The sequence below is a fragment of the Paenibacillus sp. Y5S-9 genome, assembly GCF_036894235.1.
Taxonomy (GTDB): Bacteria; Bacillota; Bacilli; order Paenibacillales; family Paenibacillaceae; genus Paenibacillus.
On the sequence record NZ_CP145887.1, the window covers coordinates 5,626,218 to 5,641,194 of the forward strand.

General features: G+C 47.5%; 12 protein-coding genes. 3 read left to right on the plus strand and 9 right to left on the minus strand.

The annotated features are described in order from the left end of the window. Nucleotides 1–144: 144 nt before the first annotated feature. The 4 genes from V6669_RS24785 to V6669_RS24800 form a co-directional block, all read right to left on the minus strand. A complete protein-coding gene (locus V6669_RS24785) occupies nucleotides 145–1,119 on the minus strand; it encodes a metallophosphoesterase (protein ID WP_338588455.1) in 975 nt (324 codons plus the stop codon). 175 nt (nucleotides 1,120–1,294) lie between these two features. Continuing rightward, nucleotides 1,295–2,059, minus strand: coding sequence for a succinate dehydrogenase iron-sulfur subunit (sdhB, locus tag V6669_RS24790; protein WP_338588456.1), 765 nt, complete (start codon nucleotides 2,057–2,059; stop codon nucleotides 1,295–1,297). Nucleotides 2,060–2,723: 664 nt separating this feature from the next. Continuing rightward, nucleotides 2,724–4,466, minus strand: coding sequence for a succinate dehydrogenase flavoprotein subunit (gene sdhA, locus V6669_RS24795; protein ID WP_036673387.1), 1,743 nt, complete (start codon nucleotides 4,464–4,466; stop codon nucleotides 2,724–2,726). 43 nt (nucleotides 4,467–4,509) lie between these two features. Continuing rightward, a complete protein-coding gene (locus tag V6669_RS24800) occupies nucleotides 4,510–5,178 on the minus strand; it encodes a succinate dehydrogenase cytochrome b558 subunit (RefSeq protein ID WP_091037822.1) in 669 nt (222 codons plus the stop codon). Nucleotides 5,179–5,473: 295 nt separating this feature from the next. Between V6669_RS24800 and V6669_RS24805 the strand changes: the two genes are divergently transcribed. Further along, nucleotides 5,474–6,397: a LysR family transcriptional regulator gene (locus V6669_RS24805; RefSeq protein ID WP_091037825.1), complete on the plus strand. Its 924-nt coding sequence runs from the start codon at nucleotides 5,474–5,476 to the stop codon at nucleotides 6,395–6,397. 60 nt (nucleotides 6,398–6,457) lie between these two features. Here V6669_RS24805 and V6669_RS24810 read toward each other — a convergent pair whose 3' ends face one another. Together V6669_RS24810 and V6669_RS24815 are read right to left on the minus strand one after the other, a co-directional pair. Beyond that, nucleotides 6,458–7,129 (minus strand): TrkA family potassium uptake protein, encoded by a 672-nt coding sequence (locus V6669_RS24810; protein ID WP_017692455.1) that lies wholly within the window; start codon nucleotides 7,127–7,129, stop codon nucleotides 6,458–6,460. A gap of 54 nt (nucleotides 7,130–7,183) precedes the next feature. Next, nucleotides 7,184–8,524 (minus strand): TrkH family potassium uptake protein, encoded by a 1,341-nt coding sequence (locus V6669_RS24815; RefSeq protein WP_091037827.1) that lies wholly within the window; start codon nucleotides 8,522–8,524, stop codon nucleotides 7,184–7,186. A gap of 425 nt (nucleotides 8,525–8,949) precedes the next feature. Here V6669_RS24815 and V6669_RS24820 point away from each other — a divergent pair, with 425 nt between their 5' ends. Continuing rightward, on the plus strand, nucleotides 8,950–10,647 hold the full coding sequence (locus tag V6669_RS24820) for a type II CAAX endopeptidase family protein (protein WP_338588457.1): 1,698 nt from the start codon (nucleotides 8,950–8,952) through the stop codon (nucleotides 10,645–10,647). Here the strand turns inward: V6669_RS24820 and uvrC are convergent. Further along, nucleotides 10,616–12,703, minus strand: a complete 2,088-nt coding sequence (uvrC, locus tag V6669_RS24825) for an excinuclease ABC subunit UvrC (protein WP_338588458.1) — start codon at nucleotides 12,701–12,703, stop codon at nucleotides 10,616–10,618. The genes V6669_RS24820 and uvrC overlap by 32 nt on opposite strands. Before the next feature lie 304 nt (nucleotides 12,704–13,007). Further along, nucleotides 13,008–13,325 (minus strand): thioredoxin, encoded by a 318-nt coding sequence (gene trxA, locus V6669_RS24830; RefSeq protein ID WP_017692451.1) that lies wholly within the window; start codon nucleotides 13,323–13,325, stop codon nucleotides 13,008–13,010. Between the two features lie 263 nt (nucleotides 13,326–13,588). Here trxA and V6669_RS24835 point away from each other — a divergent pair, with 263 nt between their 5' ends. Further along, the gene (locus V6669_RS24835; protein WP_338588459.1) at nucleotides 13,589–13,744 is read left to right on the plus strand and encodes a YqzM family protein; all 156 of its coding nucleotides are present in this window, start codon (nucleotides 13,589–13,591) and stop codon (nucleotides 13,742–13,744) included. A 176-nt stretch (nucleotides 13,745–13,920) separates the two neighbouring features. On the opposite strand, the gene dnaI is transcribed toward V6669_RS24835, so the two are convergent. Continuing rightward, nucleotides 13,921–14,871: a primosomal protein DnaI gene (gene dnaI / locus V6669_RS24840; protein ID WP_091037835.1), complete on the minus strand. Its 951-nt coding sequence runs from the start codon at nucleotides 14,869–14,871 to the stop codon at nucleotides 13,921–13,923. Between the last annotated feature and the right edge of the window lie 106 nt (nucleotides 14,872–14,977).

Here is a 14,977-nt window from a genome sequence, read left to right on the forward strand (position 1 = left end):
GCTGTTATCCCCAGATTTTTTGATTCCCTTCTTCAAAGGGAAAATCCGGAGATAAAGGCGAACGCTTCGCTTCTTCACGTTATTTCTGTCCTCTCCGTTCTCGTGTAAAAAGTTTAGTTGAACTAATATGATCTCATATTCCTTTTATGTGGTTAATCCTTTAAGCTCAAACACCGTTAATTCTGGTCTGCACAGAAAACGAATGGGCAGTTGAGTCATGCCAAAACCACGATTCACATACACAGGCATTTGTGTCTGGGTGGTGTAATATACCCCCTGGACATCCGTGTAATACAATCCTTGAACATACTTGTGTGAACCTCGCGGAGTTGTCAGTGCCCCGATCCAGGGAAAACGTACCTGTCCACCATGGCTATGACCGGAAAGTTGTAATCCGAAACCATAGGGAGTGGCAATATCGGCATAATCCGGTTCATGCATAAGTAACAATTTCCACACATCATGATCCAATCCCTTGATGGCTTGGGCAGGATCAGGCCTGCCTGTAAGGGCGTCATCCAGACCAGCTATGGCCAGACGTTCGCCCCCTTGTTCAATCACCACATGTTCGTTCCGTAACAAAGTGAATCCGGCTTCACGGAACATGGTTGTCACTTCATTCTGCTGTCCGCCCCGATAATCATGATTCCCCAAAACAGCAAATTTGCCATACTTCGCTTGCATGGAGGCGAGTACCGGAATACATTCACGCATCGGCTCTGCTTCCCTCTCGACGATGTCTCCGGTAAAACAAATCAAGTCCGGTTGCTGCTCCTCAATCGTTGCTGCCAACTTCTTCAGCTCTTTCACCCCGGTATGAAAACCAAGATGGGCATCGCTGAACTGAACTACACGCAAACCGTCAAATACCTTTGGAAACTTCGGAAGTTTCAGCTCCAATTGCTTGATCTCCAGACGACGCGGTTCCCATAACCAGGCATAACCTCCTGTAAGCAAACTGGCACCCGCCGTCATCAAAACCATGCGCAATAAGAAACTTCGGCGAGAGGGATCATGATCCTTTTCTTCCCCAGGAAACACAGACTCTTCTGCACCTGGTGCTTTGTGCGAGCGCTGGGACGGCGAGTTGTTGCTACCCTGACGCGGTGTCTCTGCCATATCTCCCCCTCCTTCTACGCTCTTAATCCATCCCCTTAGTATATCATATTCTGCATGGGTAGCCCGGTTCCTCTGCTTCATTACAAAAAGAAGCCGGGATCTCCGGCATGTTGCTGCCCGGGATCACGACTTCTTCTAAGTTGCAGATTACACTTCTGCACATCTTATGACGAGATTATACACCCAACCAGCGTTTGAACATATGCTTGGTCGTTTGTTTGTTCATTTCAGCAATGGAGGTTGTCAGTGGAATGCCTTTTGGACAGGATTGCACACAGTTCTGTGAGTTACCACAGCCCTCAATGCCTCCGTCTTCCATCAACGCTTCCAGGCGATCGTCGGCGTTCATCTCCCCTGTTGGGTGAGCGTTGAACAGGCGCACTTGGGACAGTGCTGCTGGACCGATAAAGTCTGTTTTCTCATTGACGTTCGGACATGCTTCCAGACATACACCACATGTCATGCATTTGGACAGCTCATATGCCCACTGACGCTTCTTCTCAGGCATCCGTGGACCTGGACCGAGGTCATAGGTACCATCGATCGGAATCCATGCTTTTACGCGTTTCAGGGCGCTAAACATCCGGCTACGGTCGATGACCAAGTCACGAACCACTGGGAATGTCTTCATCGGTTCGATACGAACAGGCTGTTCCAGCTTGTCGATCAGGGCTGCACACGCTTGACGAGGCTTGCCGTTGATAACCATGGAGCAGGCACCGCAGACTTCTTCGAGACAGTTGGAATCCCAGCACACGGGAGCAATGGATTTGCCATCTGTATTAACCGGGTTACGCTGAATCTCCATCAGGGCGCTGATCACGTTCATGTTGGGACGGTACGGAAGCTCAAATTCTTCGTTGTACGAAGATGACTCCGGGCTATCCTGACGGGTGATGATAAACTTGACGGTTTTGTTGGCTGTAGCTTGTTCCGTCATATCGTTGTCCCCTCCTCTGGTGACGATGATTGGTGTTGCTGATGCGCAAAGTTACTCTTTTGGTGCACGGGTGGCGCTTCGTCAGCGGAATGCCCCTCTGATCGCTGTTATCCCCGGATTTTTTTGATCAACCCTTCACAGGGTTAAAATCCGGTGATAAAGGCGAGCGCTTCGCTTCTTCTGGGCATTTCCGCTTCCTCCGCTACGTCGTGCACTTAGAACACTTTGCTGGAAACTGCACTCCAATTCATTGTGGATGGCAGTATTGAAGTGCTGAAGCATCGCTAGGCGCTTTGCTTCTTCTGGGCATTGCTGTTTCCTTCGCTATGTTGTGCACGTTGGTCACTTTGCTGGAAACTGCACTCCATTCATGCTGGATGGGCAGTATTGAAGTGCTGAGGCATCGCTAGGCGCTTTGCTTCTTCTGGGCATTGCTGTTTCCTTCGCTATGTTGTGCACGGTTGGTCACTTTGCTGGAAACTGCTCTCCAATTCATTGTGGATGGCAGTATTACAGTTCTGAAGCATTGCTAGGCGCTTTGCTTCTTATGGGCCTTTCCTTCACTTTGATGGCAGTAACTTTGAAGAAGCTTTGCTTCTCCAAAGTTCTCCTGCCTCTCCGTTCAGGTGTTTAATTATTCATTACCTGAATAGTATGGTAGTTCTTAATCTTTGGAGTAATCCCGGATACGTGGTGGGATCAGGGATACGTCTACTGGCTCGTACGAGATTTTCGGGCCTTCCTTCGACCAGCTTGCGATGGTCGTTTTCAGGAACTCTTCGTCATTACGTTCCGTGAATTCCGGTTTGTAATGCGCGCCGCGGCTTTCGTTACGCAGCAGTGCGCCCAGTGTCATTGCTTCTGCCAATTCAATCATGTTCCACAGTTGGCGAGTGAAAGCTGCGCTAGGGTTGTTCCAACCGGAGCTGTCGTACATGTTGATTTTGCCATAACGCTCTTTCAATTCCTTGATCTTGCCAATCGTGGCTTCAAGCTTGTCGTTGTAGCGCACAACCGTCATGTTGGCGGTCATCCACTCGCCAAGCTCTTTATGAATGACATAGGCATTTTCCGTGCCCTGCATTTTCAAGATGCCTTCGTATTTATCACTTTGTTGTTTGGTGTGTTTCTCAAATACGGAAGATGGGATATCAGCGGATGATTTTTTAAGTCCTTTGATATATTCAGCCGCTTTTGGTCCAGCCACCATACCACCATAGATCGCAGATACCAATGAGTTGGCACCCAGACGGTTTGCACCATGGTATTGATATTCACATTCACCAGCTGCGAACAGCCCCGGAATGTTAGTCATTTGGTTGTAATCTACCCACATACCGCCCATGGAATAATGGACTGCCGGGAAGATTTTCATTGGGATTTTACGCGGGTCATCGCCCATGAACTTCTCATAGATCTCAATGATTCCGCCCAGTTTAACGTCCAGTTCCTTCGGATCTTTGTGCGACAGGTCGAGATAAACCATGTTCTCGCCGTTCACACCCAGACCCATATCTACGCAGACGCTGAAGATCTCACGAGTTGCGATATCACGTGGAACCAGGTTACCGTAGGATGGATATTTTTCTTCAAGGAAGTACCAAGGTTTTCCGTCTTTGTACGTCCAGATCCGTCCACCTTCACCACGAGCGGATTCAGACATGAGACGCAGCTTGTCATCCCCTGGAATGGCTGTCGGGTGAATCTGAATGAACTCCCCGTTGGCGTAATTTACACCTTGCTGATACACCGCACTTGCCGCTGTACCTGTGTTAATTACAGAGTTGGTCGTTTTACCGAAGATAATACCCGGACCACCACTCGCCAGAATAACCGCTTCTGCCGGGAAGGTCTGTACCTTCATCGTTTTCAGATCCTGAGCCACGATCCCGCGACATACGCCCTCATCATCCAAAACCGCCTGCAGGAACTCCCAGTTCTCATATTTCGTAACCAGGCCCGCTGCTTCCCAGCGACGTACCTGCTCGTCTAATGCATAGAGCAATTGTTGTCCTGTTGTCGCTCCGGCAAACGCCGTACGGTGATGCTTCGTTCCCCCGAAACGACGGAAATCAAGCAAACCTTCCGGTGTCCGGTTGAACATTACGCCCATACGGTCCATCAAGTGAATGATGCCAGGTGCTGCTTCGCACATCGCTTTAACAGGAGGTTGGTTCGCCAGGAAGTCACCGCCGTATACCGTATCGTCAAAGTGTACCCATGGGGAGTCACCCTCACCCTTGGTATTCACCGCTCCGTTAATGCCGCCTTGTGCGCATACAGAGTGGGATCGTTTAACAGGAACCAGTGAAAATAAATGAACATGGACTCCGGCTTCAGCCGATTTGATCGCCGCCATCAATCCCGCGAGACCGCCGCCCACAATAATTACATTCGTTGATGCCATTGCTGTTCACTCCCTTATAAGTCAGCATTTATACGCTAAATGCTTAAATTAGAACTGTTTTTACTACATCAACCATCGAAGTTACTGCTTGGAAATCCATGCTCCGGAAAGCGAACAACGAAGCAATAAACATAATGGAAATAATACCAAACAAACTCATGCACACATAAGAGGACACACGCTGCGCACGCGGACCCACGGTAATTCCCCAGCTAACGAGAAACGACCACAGACCGTTGGCAAAGTGATAGGATGCCGCAACCACACTGATCAGATATAGAATAAATGTTACCGGGTTCATCACGATCTCATGAATGACACCACCAAGTTCTTCGTGGGTGACTGTACCCAACGCAACCTGCACCCGAGTCTCCCATACGTGCCAGATTACGAATACAAACGTAATGACACCACTGACCCGCTGCAACGTGTAACGCCAGTTGCGCTCATTGCCATAACGGCCCACGTTAGGCTTGGCCTGATAAGCAATATACAGACCATATACACCGTGATAGAACAACGGTAACCAGATGAGGAGCGTTTCCAAAACAATAACCAGTGGCAGACTGTTCAAAAATGCAACAGCACCGTCAAAAGCCTCTTTGCCGCCTTCAACTGCCGAGAAGTTCGTCACCAAATGCTCAACAAAAAACAAACTGAGCGGAATGACGCCAAGCAAGGAGTGCAGCTTTCTGGAGTAAAACCCTTTCATAAAATGTCGATCCCCTTTCGCTAAATACAACGTTTTCATAAATGATTTCACTTATCATGACACGAATCCTTTTCCATGAAAAGGTTCGACAAATTGTTCCGTTTTCCCCAGGTGTGAACAACTTGTGTCACGATTCATGTTACTCCTTTTTTTCTTATAAGGGAATTGCAATATAATTATTAAATGTTATACCCTATAGGTATAAGCAGTAAAACATTGGGTTTACAGGCCATACAACATGGAAAACGATTAAGCAAGGGCAAGAATCACATACATGGAAAAGAGGTTATTGTTCATGTTTGAGGAGTTAAATGCATTTGCAGCGGTCGTGGAGCAGTCCAGCCTGAACCGTGCATCCAAGTTACTGAACTTGTCCCAACCCGCACTCTCACGCAAAATTGCCAAATTGGAGGATGAACTCGGGGTTGCCCTGTTCCACCGCCGTGGCAAACGGCTGGAGTTAACCAGTGTGGGCCAGTTCGCCTATACCTTCGCTGTAGAACAGAAGCAGCAGCAACAGAAGTTCCTCACCATGCTCGCCCAGTATAAAGACGAAGAACAAAGCACCATTACACTCGGAGCCAGTCTGACGACGCTTCAAACTACGTTACCACCTCTCGTCAATGCCTTTATGGAGAAACATCCAAATGCCGAACTGAAACTGTTGACGGGAAAAACACATGAGATTGTCTCGTTTGTGCGTGACAAAAAAGCCGATGTGGGCATTGTCGCCTCCTCCATCAGCGAAGTGGGGCTTAACTGTGTGCCACTCTTTGACGATCACCTGGAGCTGGTTGTGCCGCTCACACACCCTTTGTCCGGCAAGGAAGCCGGGATGGAACATTTGCAGGATCTGCCGATGATCACGTTCTCCAAAGGCACCTGGTACCGCAAGTTAACGGACGACCTCTTCCAGCGCTGTGCCGTGATGCCGGATATTCGCATGGAGATTGATTCCTTTGAAGCGATCATCCGACTTCTGCCTTCCGCCAAAGCTGCTGCTCTATTGCCCAAGTCCTATCTTCGTCCACAATTACTCGCGGACAATGATCTTGTTTCTGTTCATTTGCCTCAATTACAGCAGACCCGCAGAACAACCTGTATGATCTATGGGGAAAAAGAGGACCTCAGCGAGACCTCCAGACAATGGGTCAAGGAGACGGCTGCACTCTTTACAGCAAAGGCGCCATTGCCCTCACGGAGGACTACGACGCCTTAGCTTTGATCTGAATCAGCCAGGCTCTAACCCCTGGCTTCCTTATTTAACTCATCTTAATTATCAGCTCTCCTGGCTGATAACCTCTTCTTCAAATCGGTCGATATCTGCATTATTACCAATAATGACCATAATATCCCCCATCTGAAGCGAATCCAGTGCTGTCGGAGCAATAATGACCCCAGCTTCTTTCTGTAACGCCACAATGCTGCAACCAAAACGTACGCGTGCATTCAAGGTTGAAAGTGTCTTGTTGTGCAGACAGGCGGGAACCTTCATCTCGACAATACTGTAATCATTGGATAATTCAATGTAATCCAGCAAGTTCGGGGTAACCAGCTGGTGGGCAACCCGAATGCCCATATCCCGCTCAGGATAAACGACTCGATCAATCCCCAGTTTATCCAATGCTCGTCCGTGAAGGACGGATATGGCCTTGGCCACGACCGTCTTGACGCCCAGCTCTTTTAACAGAATCGCGGTGAGAATGCTCGTCTGGATATCATCCCCGATGGCAACGATGCAGCAGTCAAAATTACGAATACCCAGGGAGCGTAGCACTTCCTCATCTGTGGCATCGGCTACAACGGCATGGGTGACCAATTCACTAATGTCTTCGACGACTTCTTCATTTTTATCAATCCCTAGCACCTCGTAGCCGAGTTCCATTAATTCCTGTGCCAGACTGGAGCCAAACCGCCCAAGCCCAATCACCGCAAACTGCTGTGTTTTCATTGTTCTTCACGAACCCCTTATCCAAATCAATTTCAAAACTCACTAAAAATAGATTTATCCAATAATCATTTTGCCTTCCGGATACCTGTATAACTCTTTACCCTTTTTCTGCCCAAGTGCATACGCTAATGTGATCGGTCCAAGCCTTCCTGCAAACATCGTAAAACAGATCAGGAGTTTGCCCAATGTAGTCAACTTCAGCGTTAGTCCGAGCGATAATCCAACGGTACCAAAGGCCGATGTCGTTTCAAATAAGATCATCATAAAACTGGCGTCTTCTGTGGTACTCAGTGCCATGGTTACAGCTATGATGAACAAGAGTGCCAGCAATGTAATGGTAAGTGCCTTGAAGATCCGTTCCTGTACGAGCCGGTAGCGGAAAAACACGATATCTTCACGTCCACGCATCATCGCGATGACCGCGCCAGCCATAATCATAAATGTCGTTGTTTTGATCCCGCCTCCGGTAGAACCCGGCGAAGCACCAATAAACATCAGGATGATCATAAAGAACTGTGTTGCCTGCCTGAGTCCGGCAATATCTACCGTATTGGCTCCTGCTGTTCGCGGCGTAACCGACTGGAAGAATGAACCGAGAATTTTGCCACCCCAGTTCAGGCCACCCAGTGTCCGTGGATTGCTAAATTCAAATACGAAAATGACAAGTGCACCAAACACAATCAACAATCCAGTCATTAACAGTACAACTTTGGAGTGTAGAGACAGCTTCCGCGTTTTGCGGTAATCCACCAGGTCTGACAACACCACAAAACCGATACCGCCAGAGACAATCAGGAACATCGCTGTAAAATTAACCAACGGGTCATACACATAACCGGTCAGACTGCGGAAATCCCCAAACATATCAAAGCCCGCATTGTTGAACATGGAGATCGCATGCCAGTAGCCATAATAGATCGCCTGTCCGACTGGCATGTCGAACGACCAGCGAATGGCAAACAACGTGCCACATATCCCTTCGATAATGAGTGAGTAGATCACAACTTTACGAATCAGCCGGACGATGCCCTCCATCGTGCTTTGGTTCATCGCTTCCTGTAGAATCAACCTTTCCCTGAGCGAGATCCGCCGTTTGAACGCAATGGCAACCAACGTGGACATCGTCATGAAGCCCAGTCCGCCAATCTGAATCAAAATCGCGATCACAACCTGACCCAGCACCGAGAAATGAGTCCCTGTATCGACCACAACCAAACCAGTGACACAAACAGCCGAAGTTGCTGTAAAGAGCGCATCAATAAATGCAAGACTGTCACCGTTACGGCTGGATGCCGGAAGCATTAACAGCAGTGTGCCAACCAATATGATGCCAGCAAACCCTAACACAAGAATACGGGGTGGCGATAATCGCATCCATTGAACATTCAGTTTCACTTGAGTATCTTCCACCTCTTCTAAAATGAAAATAACTCCACACCCCGTGGAGCCTTCTTCATTTGAAATGCTGTTGCCAAACGTTAAACAAGTATGATTCAGATTAAAACGGCATATATAATGAAGTTGGAATATATTCTATTCGTTCCCTTGTTGGGCGAAAGACATGCGAATCGTTGCACATTTGCTTCAAAATTATAAGCGCTGCGACGTTTGTAGACAAAACGTTTTTTGTGTAAATCGGATCGAATTCGGCCAAAAAGGGAAGAACTCAGATATGGCGACGGATGGATCAGATTCTTTCGGTCCTTTTCATTCATTTTCAAGGATTTACACCTGTTTTCGTTACATCATTGGCATTCGGTGCTTGGCCTGTGCTATGTTAACTTTAATATCCATATTAGATTAAGGAGGAACACCATTATATGAATCCCTTAGGGCAGCCTTTGCAACTCAAGGCTAACTTCAAGCGGCTGGGGTTGCTTGCGGCGATTGGCCTGATTCTATTTTTTGTATTTCAGATCTTTCCTGCTACCTCATCGCAAACAACAGAAATTCCGTCCACGTCCTTCATAACCAAGGAGCAGGCGACGCAATCCGCACGATCATTCGCAGCTTCTGTGGATGACTATACACTGCCAAATGATGATGCAAAAACCCTGGTAACCTACCAGACACATTCCGATATCTACGGGTATATGGCCAAAACCAAACAACTTGATACCTATAACCAGAAATGGGAAACAAGCTATCCTTACGATGTATTCCGCGTTCGTTTGCCTGATCAACACAAAGGCGGTTATCTTCATGTTGACGTACATATGAAAACAGGAAAAGTAGTCGGCTTCAAACGGGAACTGCCTTCCTCCCTCTATACCGCCATTGAGGCGGAGCAGGTTAGTGGACGAGTGACCACATCGCAAGTACTTGCTGAAGGTAATATATCTCTGGACGAGAAACAACAGCTCGCGGCTGGCGTTCTCACCGAATTCGGTTATGAAGTGCCGACACTTCAACTGGAGACTCGCGATGGTGAAGCGGGACTGAAGTATGTGGATTCTGAAAAAGCCATTGGAGACTCCAAGCTTGAACTGAACTTTACGTTTGAAGAGGGTGCGGTACGATCGTTCGATCCTGGCTTCTCGGTCCCTGAATCCCATACCGATTATGTGAAAGATCAAACGCGCCAAGCCAATTGGATGACCTATGCCGGCTATGCATTCCTGACCTTTGTTCTGGGCGTGCTGGCAATCATCTATAGCATTCTGACCCGAGCACACACGTCTTTCAAACGCGGGATCATCCTCTCACTGGTGTATTTCGCAGCTTCGGTAATTGGTACGCTGAACATGATTCCACTCTTTCAGGCACAAGGGCTCTCCAGCTTCATGTTAGCGTTCCTGATGTTAATGCAGGCGGGAATTACGCTCGTTATGAGTGCAACCATCTATCTGTCCCTCGTTGCTGGTGACGGCATGTGGCGTAAAATAGGTCTGAACCCGTGGCCTCGTGCCAAAGAACCGGGATACGGAAAATATGTACTTCACAGCATGTACGCTGGTTACCTGTGGGCATTCATTCTACTGGGTGTGCAATCCATCCTGTTCTTCATTCTGGAGCGAAGCATTGGCACATGGTCAACGACGTCAGCAGATCAATCTACATTTAATATGACCTATGCCTGGCTCTTCCCGATTATGGCCTGGATGGCCGGTATTGGTGAAGAAACTGTTTATCGACTGTTCGGCATTCGCATGATGCAGAAGATTGTGCGTAACACGTTTATTGCCTGCCTGATTCCAACCATCATTTGGGCACTTGGACACACACTGTATCCGATCTATCCAGTAATCACTCGTCCCATTGAGCTGATGGTGATTGGATTGATGTTCAGTCTGATCATGCTGCGTCATGGCTTCATTGCCGTTGTATTCGCACATGTGATCTTTGACAGCTTGTTGATGGGACTCAGCTTGGTCTTTATGGGTGATGCCCTGAATATGGCTGCCGGACTCTTCTGGATTGTTCTCCCGGCCATCGTTGGATATGTGGTCTACAAATTCAATCCAAAACAAAAAGAGAAGCCGTATGTTACGACTCCTCATCACGAAGTGCTGCAATAATCTGATTTGCCAGCTTGTCACCAATAGATAGAGGCCGGAAGTCTTCGACGCTGGCCTCTTTTATTTTGCGCAAAGAGCCAAAATGTTTCAACAGCAGCTTACGCCGCTTCTCTCCAATACCCGGAATGGCATCCAAACGTGATGTCACCATTGATTTTCCACGCTGCTCCCGGTGGAACGAGATCGCAAAACGGTGGACCTCTTCCTGTATCCGCTGCAACAAGTAAAATTCCTGACTATCCCGTGGCAGGGAGATGACCTCCGGTGGATTACCGATCATCAACTGCGAAGTCTTATGCTTCGCATCCTTCACCAGACCGCATACCGGAATAAACAGCCCCAGCTCATTTTCCAAAATATCGACCGCAGCCGAGATCTGTCCTTTACCACCGTCGACCACGATCAGGTCAGGCTGGGTCAGGTTTTCTTTTAATACCCGCTCGTAACGGCGACGGATGACTTCTCTCATCGTTTCATAATCATCCGGTCCTTCAACCGAACGGACCTTGTACTTCCGATATTCTTTCTTATCCGGCTTACCATCGGTAAATACGATCATGGCAGATACCGGGTTCGTACCCTGGATGTTCGAGTTATCAAACGCTTCAATACGGTGAAGCTGATCCAGTCCAATAAAGCGTCCCAGTCCTTCGGCAGCTTTGGATGTACGTTCTTCATTTCGCTCAATCAAGCGGAACTTCTCTTCCAATGCCACACGTGCGTTATCCACGGCCATGGTGATCATCTGGCGTTTCAATCCACGTTGCGGTATGAGCACTTTGATCTCCAACCACTCCTGTAAAGCAGCAGCAACCTGAGTTGGATCTTCCAGTCCTGATGGAAGCTTTTCAGTTGAAGCAGTTGTGTCCGTTATTGGAGCATCCTCTTGCATACTATCAGGTTGTTCACCTTCTGCCTCAGCGGAACCTCCGTAAGCTGCACGAGTCACAGCAACCAGTGGCTGGGAAGCGGTACTTTGCTCCACTTGTTCCGTCTGCTCGAACTCTACCGTAACTGCGGCAGGCACCGATCCCTCAGCATCAGATACTGTATCCAAACTTTCGTTATCCGTTGCAAGATCCCTGGGCATTTCCGGTAACAAAATTTCTTGTGGCAATGCCGGATTATCGCTGTAATACTGTGTTACATAGGACATGAAATCACTGTACGCCTCACCGTAAAACGGGAAAGTAGATACGTGACGTTCAATCATTTTACCCTGACGCATATATAGAATCTGGACACACATCCAGCCTTTATCAATGGCAAAACCAAATACATCACGGTCTCTGGCATCGGCCATCGTAATTTTCTGTTTTTCCATCATCGCATCAATGGCGATTACTTGGTCGCGCAGTTCCTTGGCACGTTCAAAATAAAGATCCTCCGCAGCCTCTTGCATCTTACGCTGCAAATCCTTCTTAATCTCTTCGTGACCACCGCTCAGAAATGAACCAATCTCTTGGGAAATCTGGTCGTACTGCTCCTTCTCCACTTCCTTTACACAAGGGGCAAGACACTGTCCCATGTGATAATACAGGCACACTTCTTTGGGCATTACACCACATTTGCGCAGTGGATACATGCGGTCGAGCAGTTTTTTCGTTTGATGTGCCGCATATGAGTTCGGATAAGGTCCGAAATATTTGGCTTTATCTTTCAGCACACGCCGGGTTACTTCCAACCGGGGATGCTTTTCATTTGTAATTTTAAGATACGGGAATGTCTTGTCATCTTTGAGCAACACGTTATACCGCGGCATATGTTTTTTGATCAGGTTACACTCCAAAATGAGTGCTTCCATGTTACTGCCCGTCACGATATATTCAAAATCACGGATTTCGGACACCAGACGCTGCGTCTTTCCGTTATGACTGCCGATAAAATAAGAGCGTACGCGGTTCTTCAGCACTTTGGCCTTACCTACATAGATAATGGTGCCTTCACTGTTCTTCATCAGGTAACATCCAGACATATCTGGAAGTAAAGCGAGCTTGTGGCGAATCTGCTCCAATGCCTTCTCCTGATCCTGCAAATCATTCATGAATTGATCCATAATTCGGTGAATCCTCCTTCCCGAAAAAACTGAAATCCTCACCTTACATGAGTGACTCCGATGACAGAATGATCTTTCGATCGCTGTTATCCCCAGATTTTTTCGATTCCCTTTTTTAAAAGGGAAAATCCGGTGATAAAGGCGAACGCTTCGCTTCTACAGCTCATTTCTGTCCTCTCCGTTAACATGTAAATTTCCAGTTTCATTTTATAAAAAATATATACTTTATATTGTCCTATATAAAGGTATTCGACGCAAAACGCCCCCGGCATGTAAACCGGAGGCGTATGTGTAAGCCTGTAAATTATTGGTGTTTTGCGATAATTCCTTTGAGCGCATCTTTCGAGTTCAGACCAACCACTTTATCTACTGGTTGACCGTCTTTGAAGAAGATCAAAGTTGGAATGCTCATTACGCCAAAGCGGGAAGCAGATTCCGGATTTTCATCCACGTTAACTTTAGCAATTTTCACTGCATCGCCAACTTCTGTGGACAGCTCTTCCAGGATTGGAGCGAGCATTTTACAAGGACCACACCAAGGCGCCCAGAAATCAACAAGAACCGTTCCTTCGCCTTCTACTTCAGCGTTGAAGGATTGATCGGATACGTTAACAATAGCCATGAAATTGTCCTCCTTATATATACTTACGGTTTATTTTAACCTGTAACGTCGTGAACGACACTTCCAGTATAACACAGGTACGTCAAACTTGTGAATTGAACGCTGCAATGTTCATCTTCCCAACATCAAATCTTCACAATTACAGGATGTGACATACCAACTGCAAAATCTTTACAAACGCTTTCTTTTCCAAGTATACTAAAATTACTCCGGGTTTCAGCCCCCATACGGGCAAGCTGCATTCCCCATAAGGAGGCAATAACATGGATGCAAATGTGCGGATTAGCGACCCGCGTGAACATGTGAACGAGGAACCCCGGAACGATTTTTTTGATCTCGTCCTGGGTGCTGTCGGCATGGGCGGTCTGATGACAGTGATCTTTTTCGGTATGGTTATCTTCAAATTCATCACCGAATAGGACACTCACAGGTCTCACGCAGGACCAGAAAAGCCCGGTTTTCGCGACAATGCGAAAGCCAGGCTTTTTTTGGGACTACTTTAGCTTTTGATTGCAATCAGCTCAGCTTTTAAATCGTAAGCTCAACCGATAATTTGAAGATTAACCTTGTCCAGAACCATTTCGTTCAATTAGGTTTAACGTTTGCCGCGCTGATTCTCCCCCCGAACGGAGATGACATCCACGAATGGACGAATCCGGTCCATGAGACGCTGGCCTTTATTCGATTCCTCGCCGTCCCGATTGGTGAAGCTCAGATGTTTTTCAAGCCCATCCAGATTGTAATTGGACGTATAGAAGGTTGGTTTGCGATTCATCCGATAGTTCAGAATGGACCCCATCACATGATCCCGAACCCAAGGGTTCAGATTCTCTGCCCCGATATCATCAAAGATGAGCAGATCACAGCTTTTCAGAATATCCGTCATTTCCTTCAGCTTCTGCCCTTCACTGATCATGGATTTCAGATCCTCCACAAAGTCAGGCATATAAATAATGACACCCGTGTGGCCTGCGACCGCCAGTTCATGCAGCAGATAACACATCAGGAACGTCTTGCCTGTCCCGAAAGTTCCCTCGAGAAACAGTCCTTGCGGAGATAATCCGTTCTCCTTGGTCTCCCTAATATAACGAAGCACCTGATTCACTGCCGGAGCACGCATCCGATCCTTGCCCATGATCTCCACGTCATTGTATCCGGCACTGAGCGCACGCTCGTCCACATAGAAACTACGAATACGTTGCTTAATGATATGTTCATTTTGCCGGGCGATATGTTTGGAACAAGGCGCTTTTATATCTATGATTTCGGGTTTACCGTTAAAATGTTCTACTTCCAGTTTGCAAAAGTGGCCCTGAAAATCGTTAGGACAGTTGTCGAGTCCCGGACAATTCGCACAGTTCTTAGAGTCTTTGGCGTACTGAAACAGCTTGCTCAGATCGGTCATGAGCTGTGCATCTTGCAGTTCAGGATGACCTGCGCGGAATTCGCGTACGTACGGGTTTTCCATCAAATCCGCCGCAATCCGCCGCGATTGCTCACGAAAGGCAGGGTTCAGCTGCTGAAGCAGTCCTCCCAAGGATTCCATGGCTTCAAGCCCCCTTAATGTTTCAATATAGAATGAACAATGAAGTGTACCTGCGACCATCTTGATGGCATAGGTACTTTCGATCATTAGCAATTCTACTGTTCAT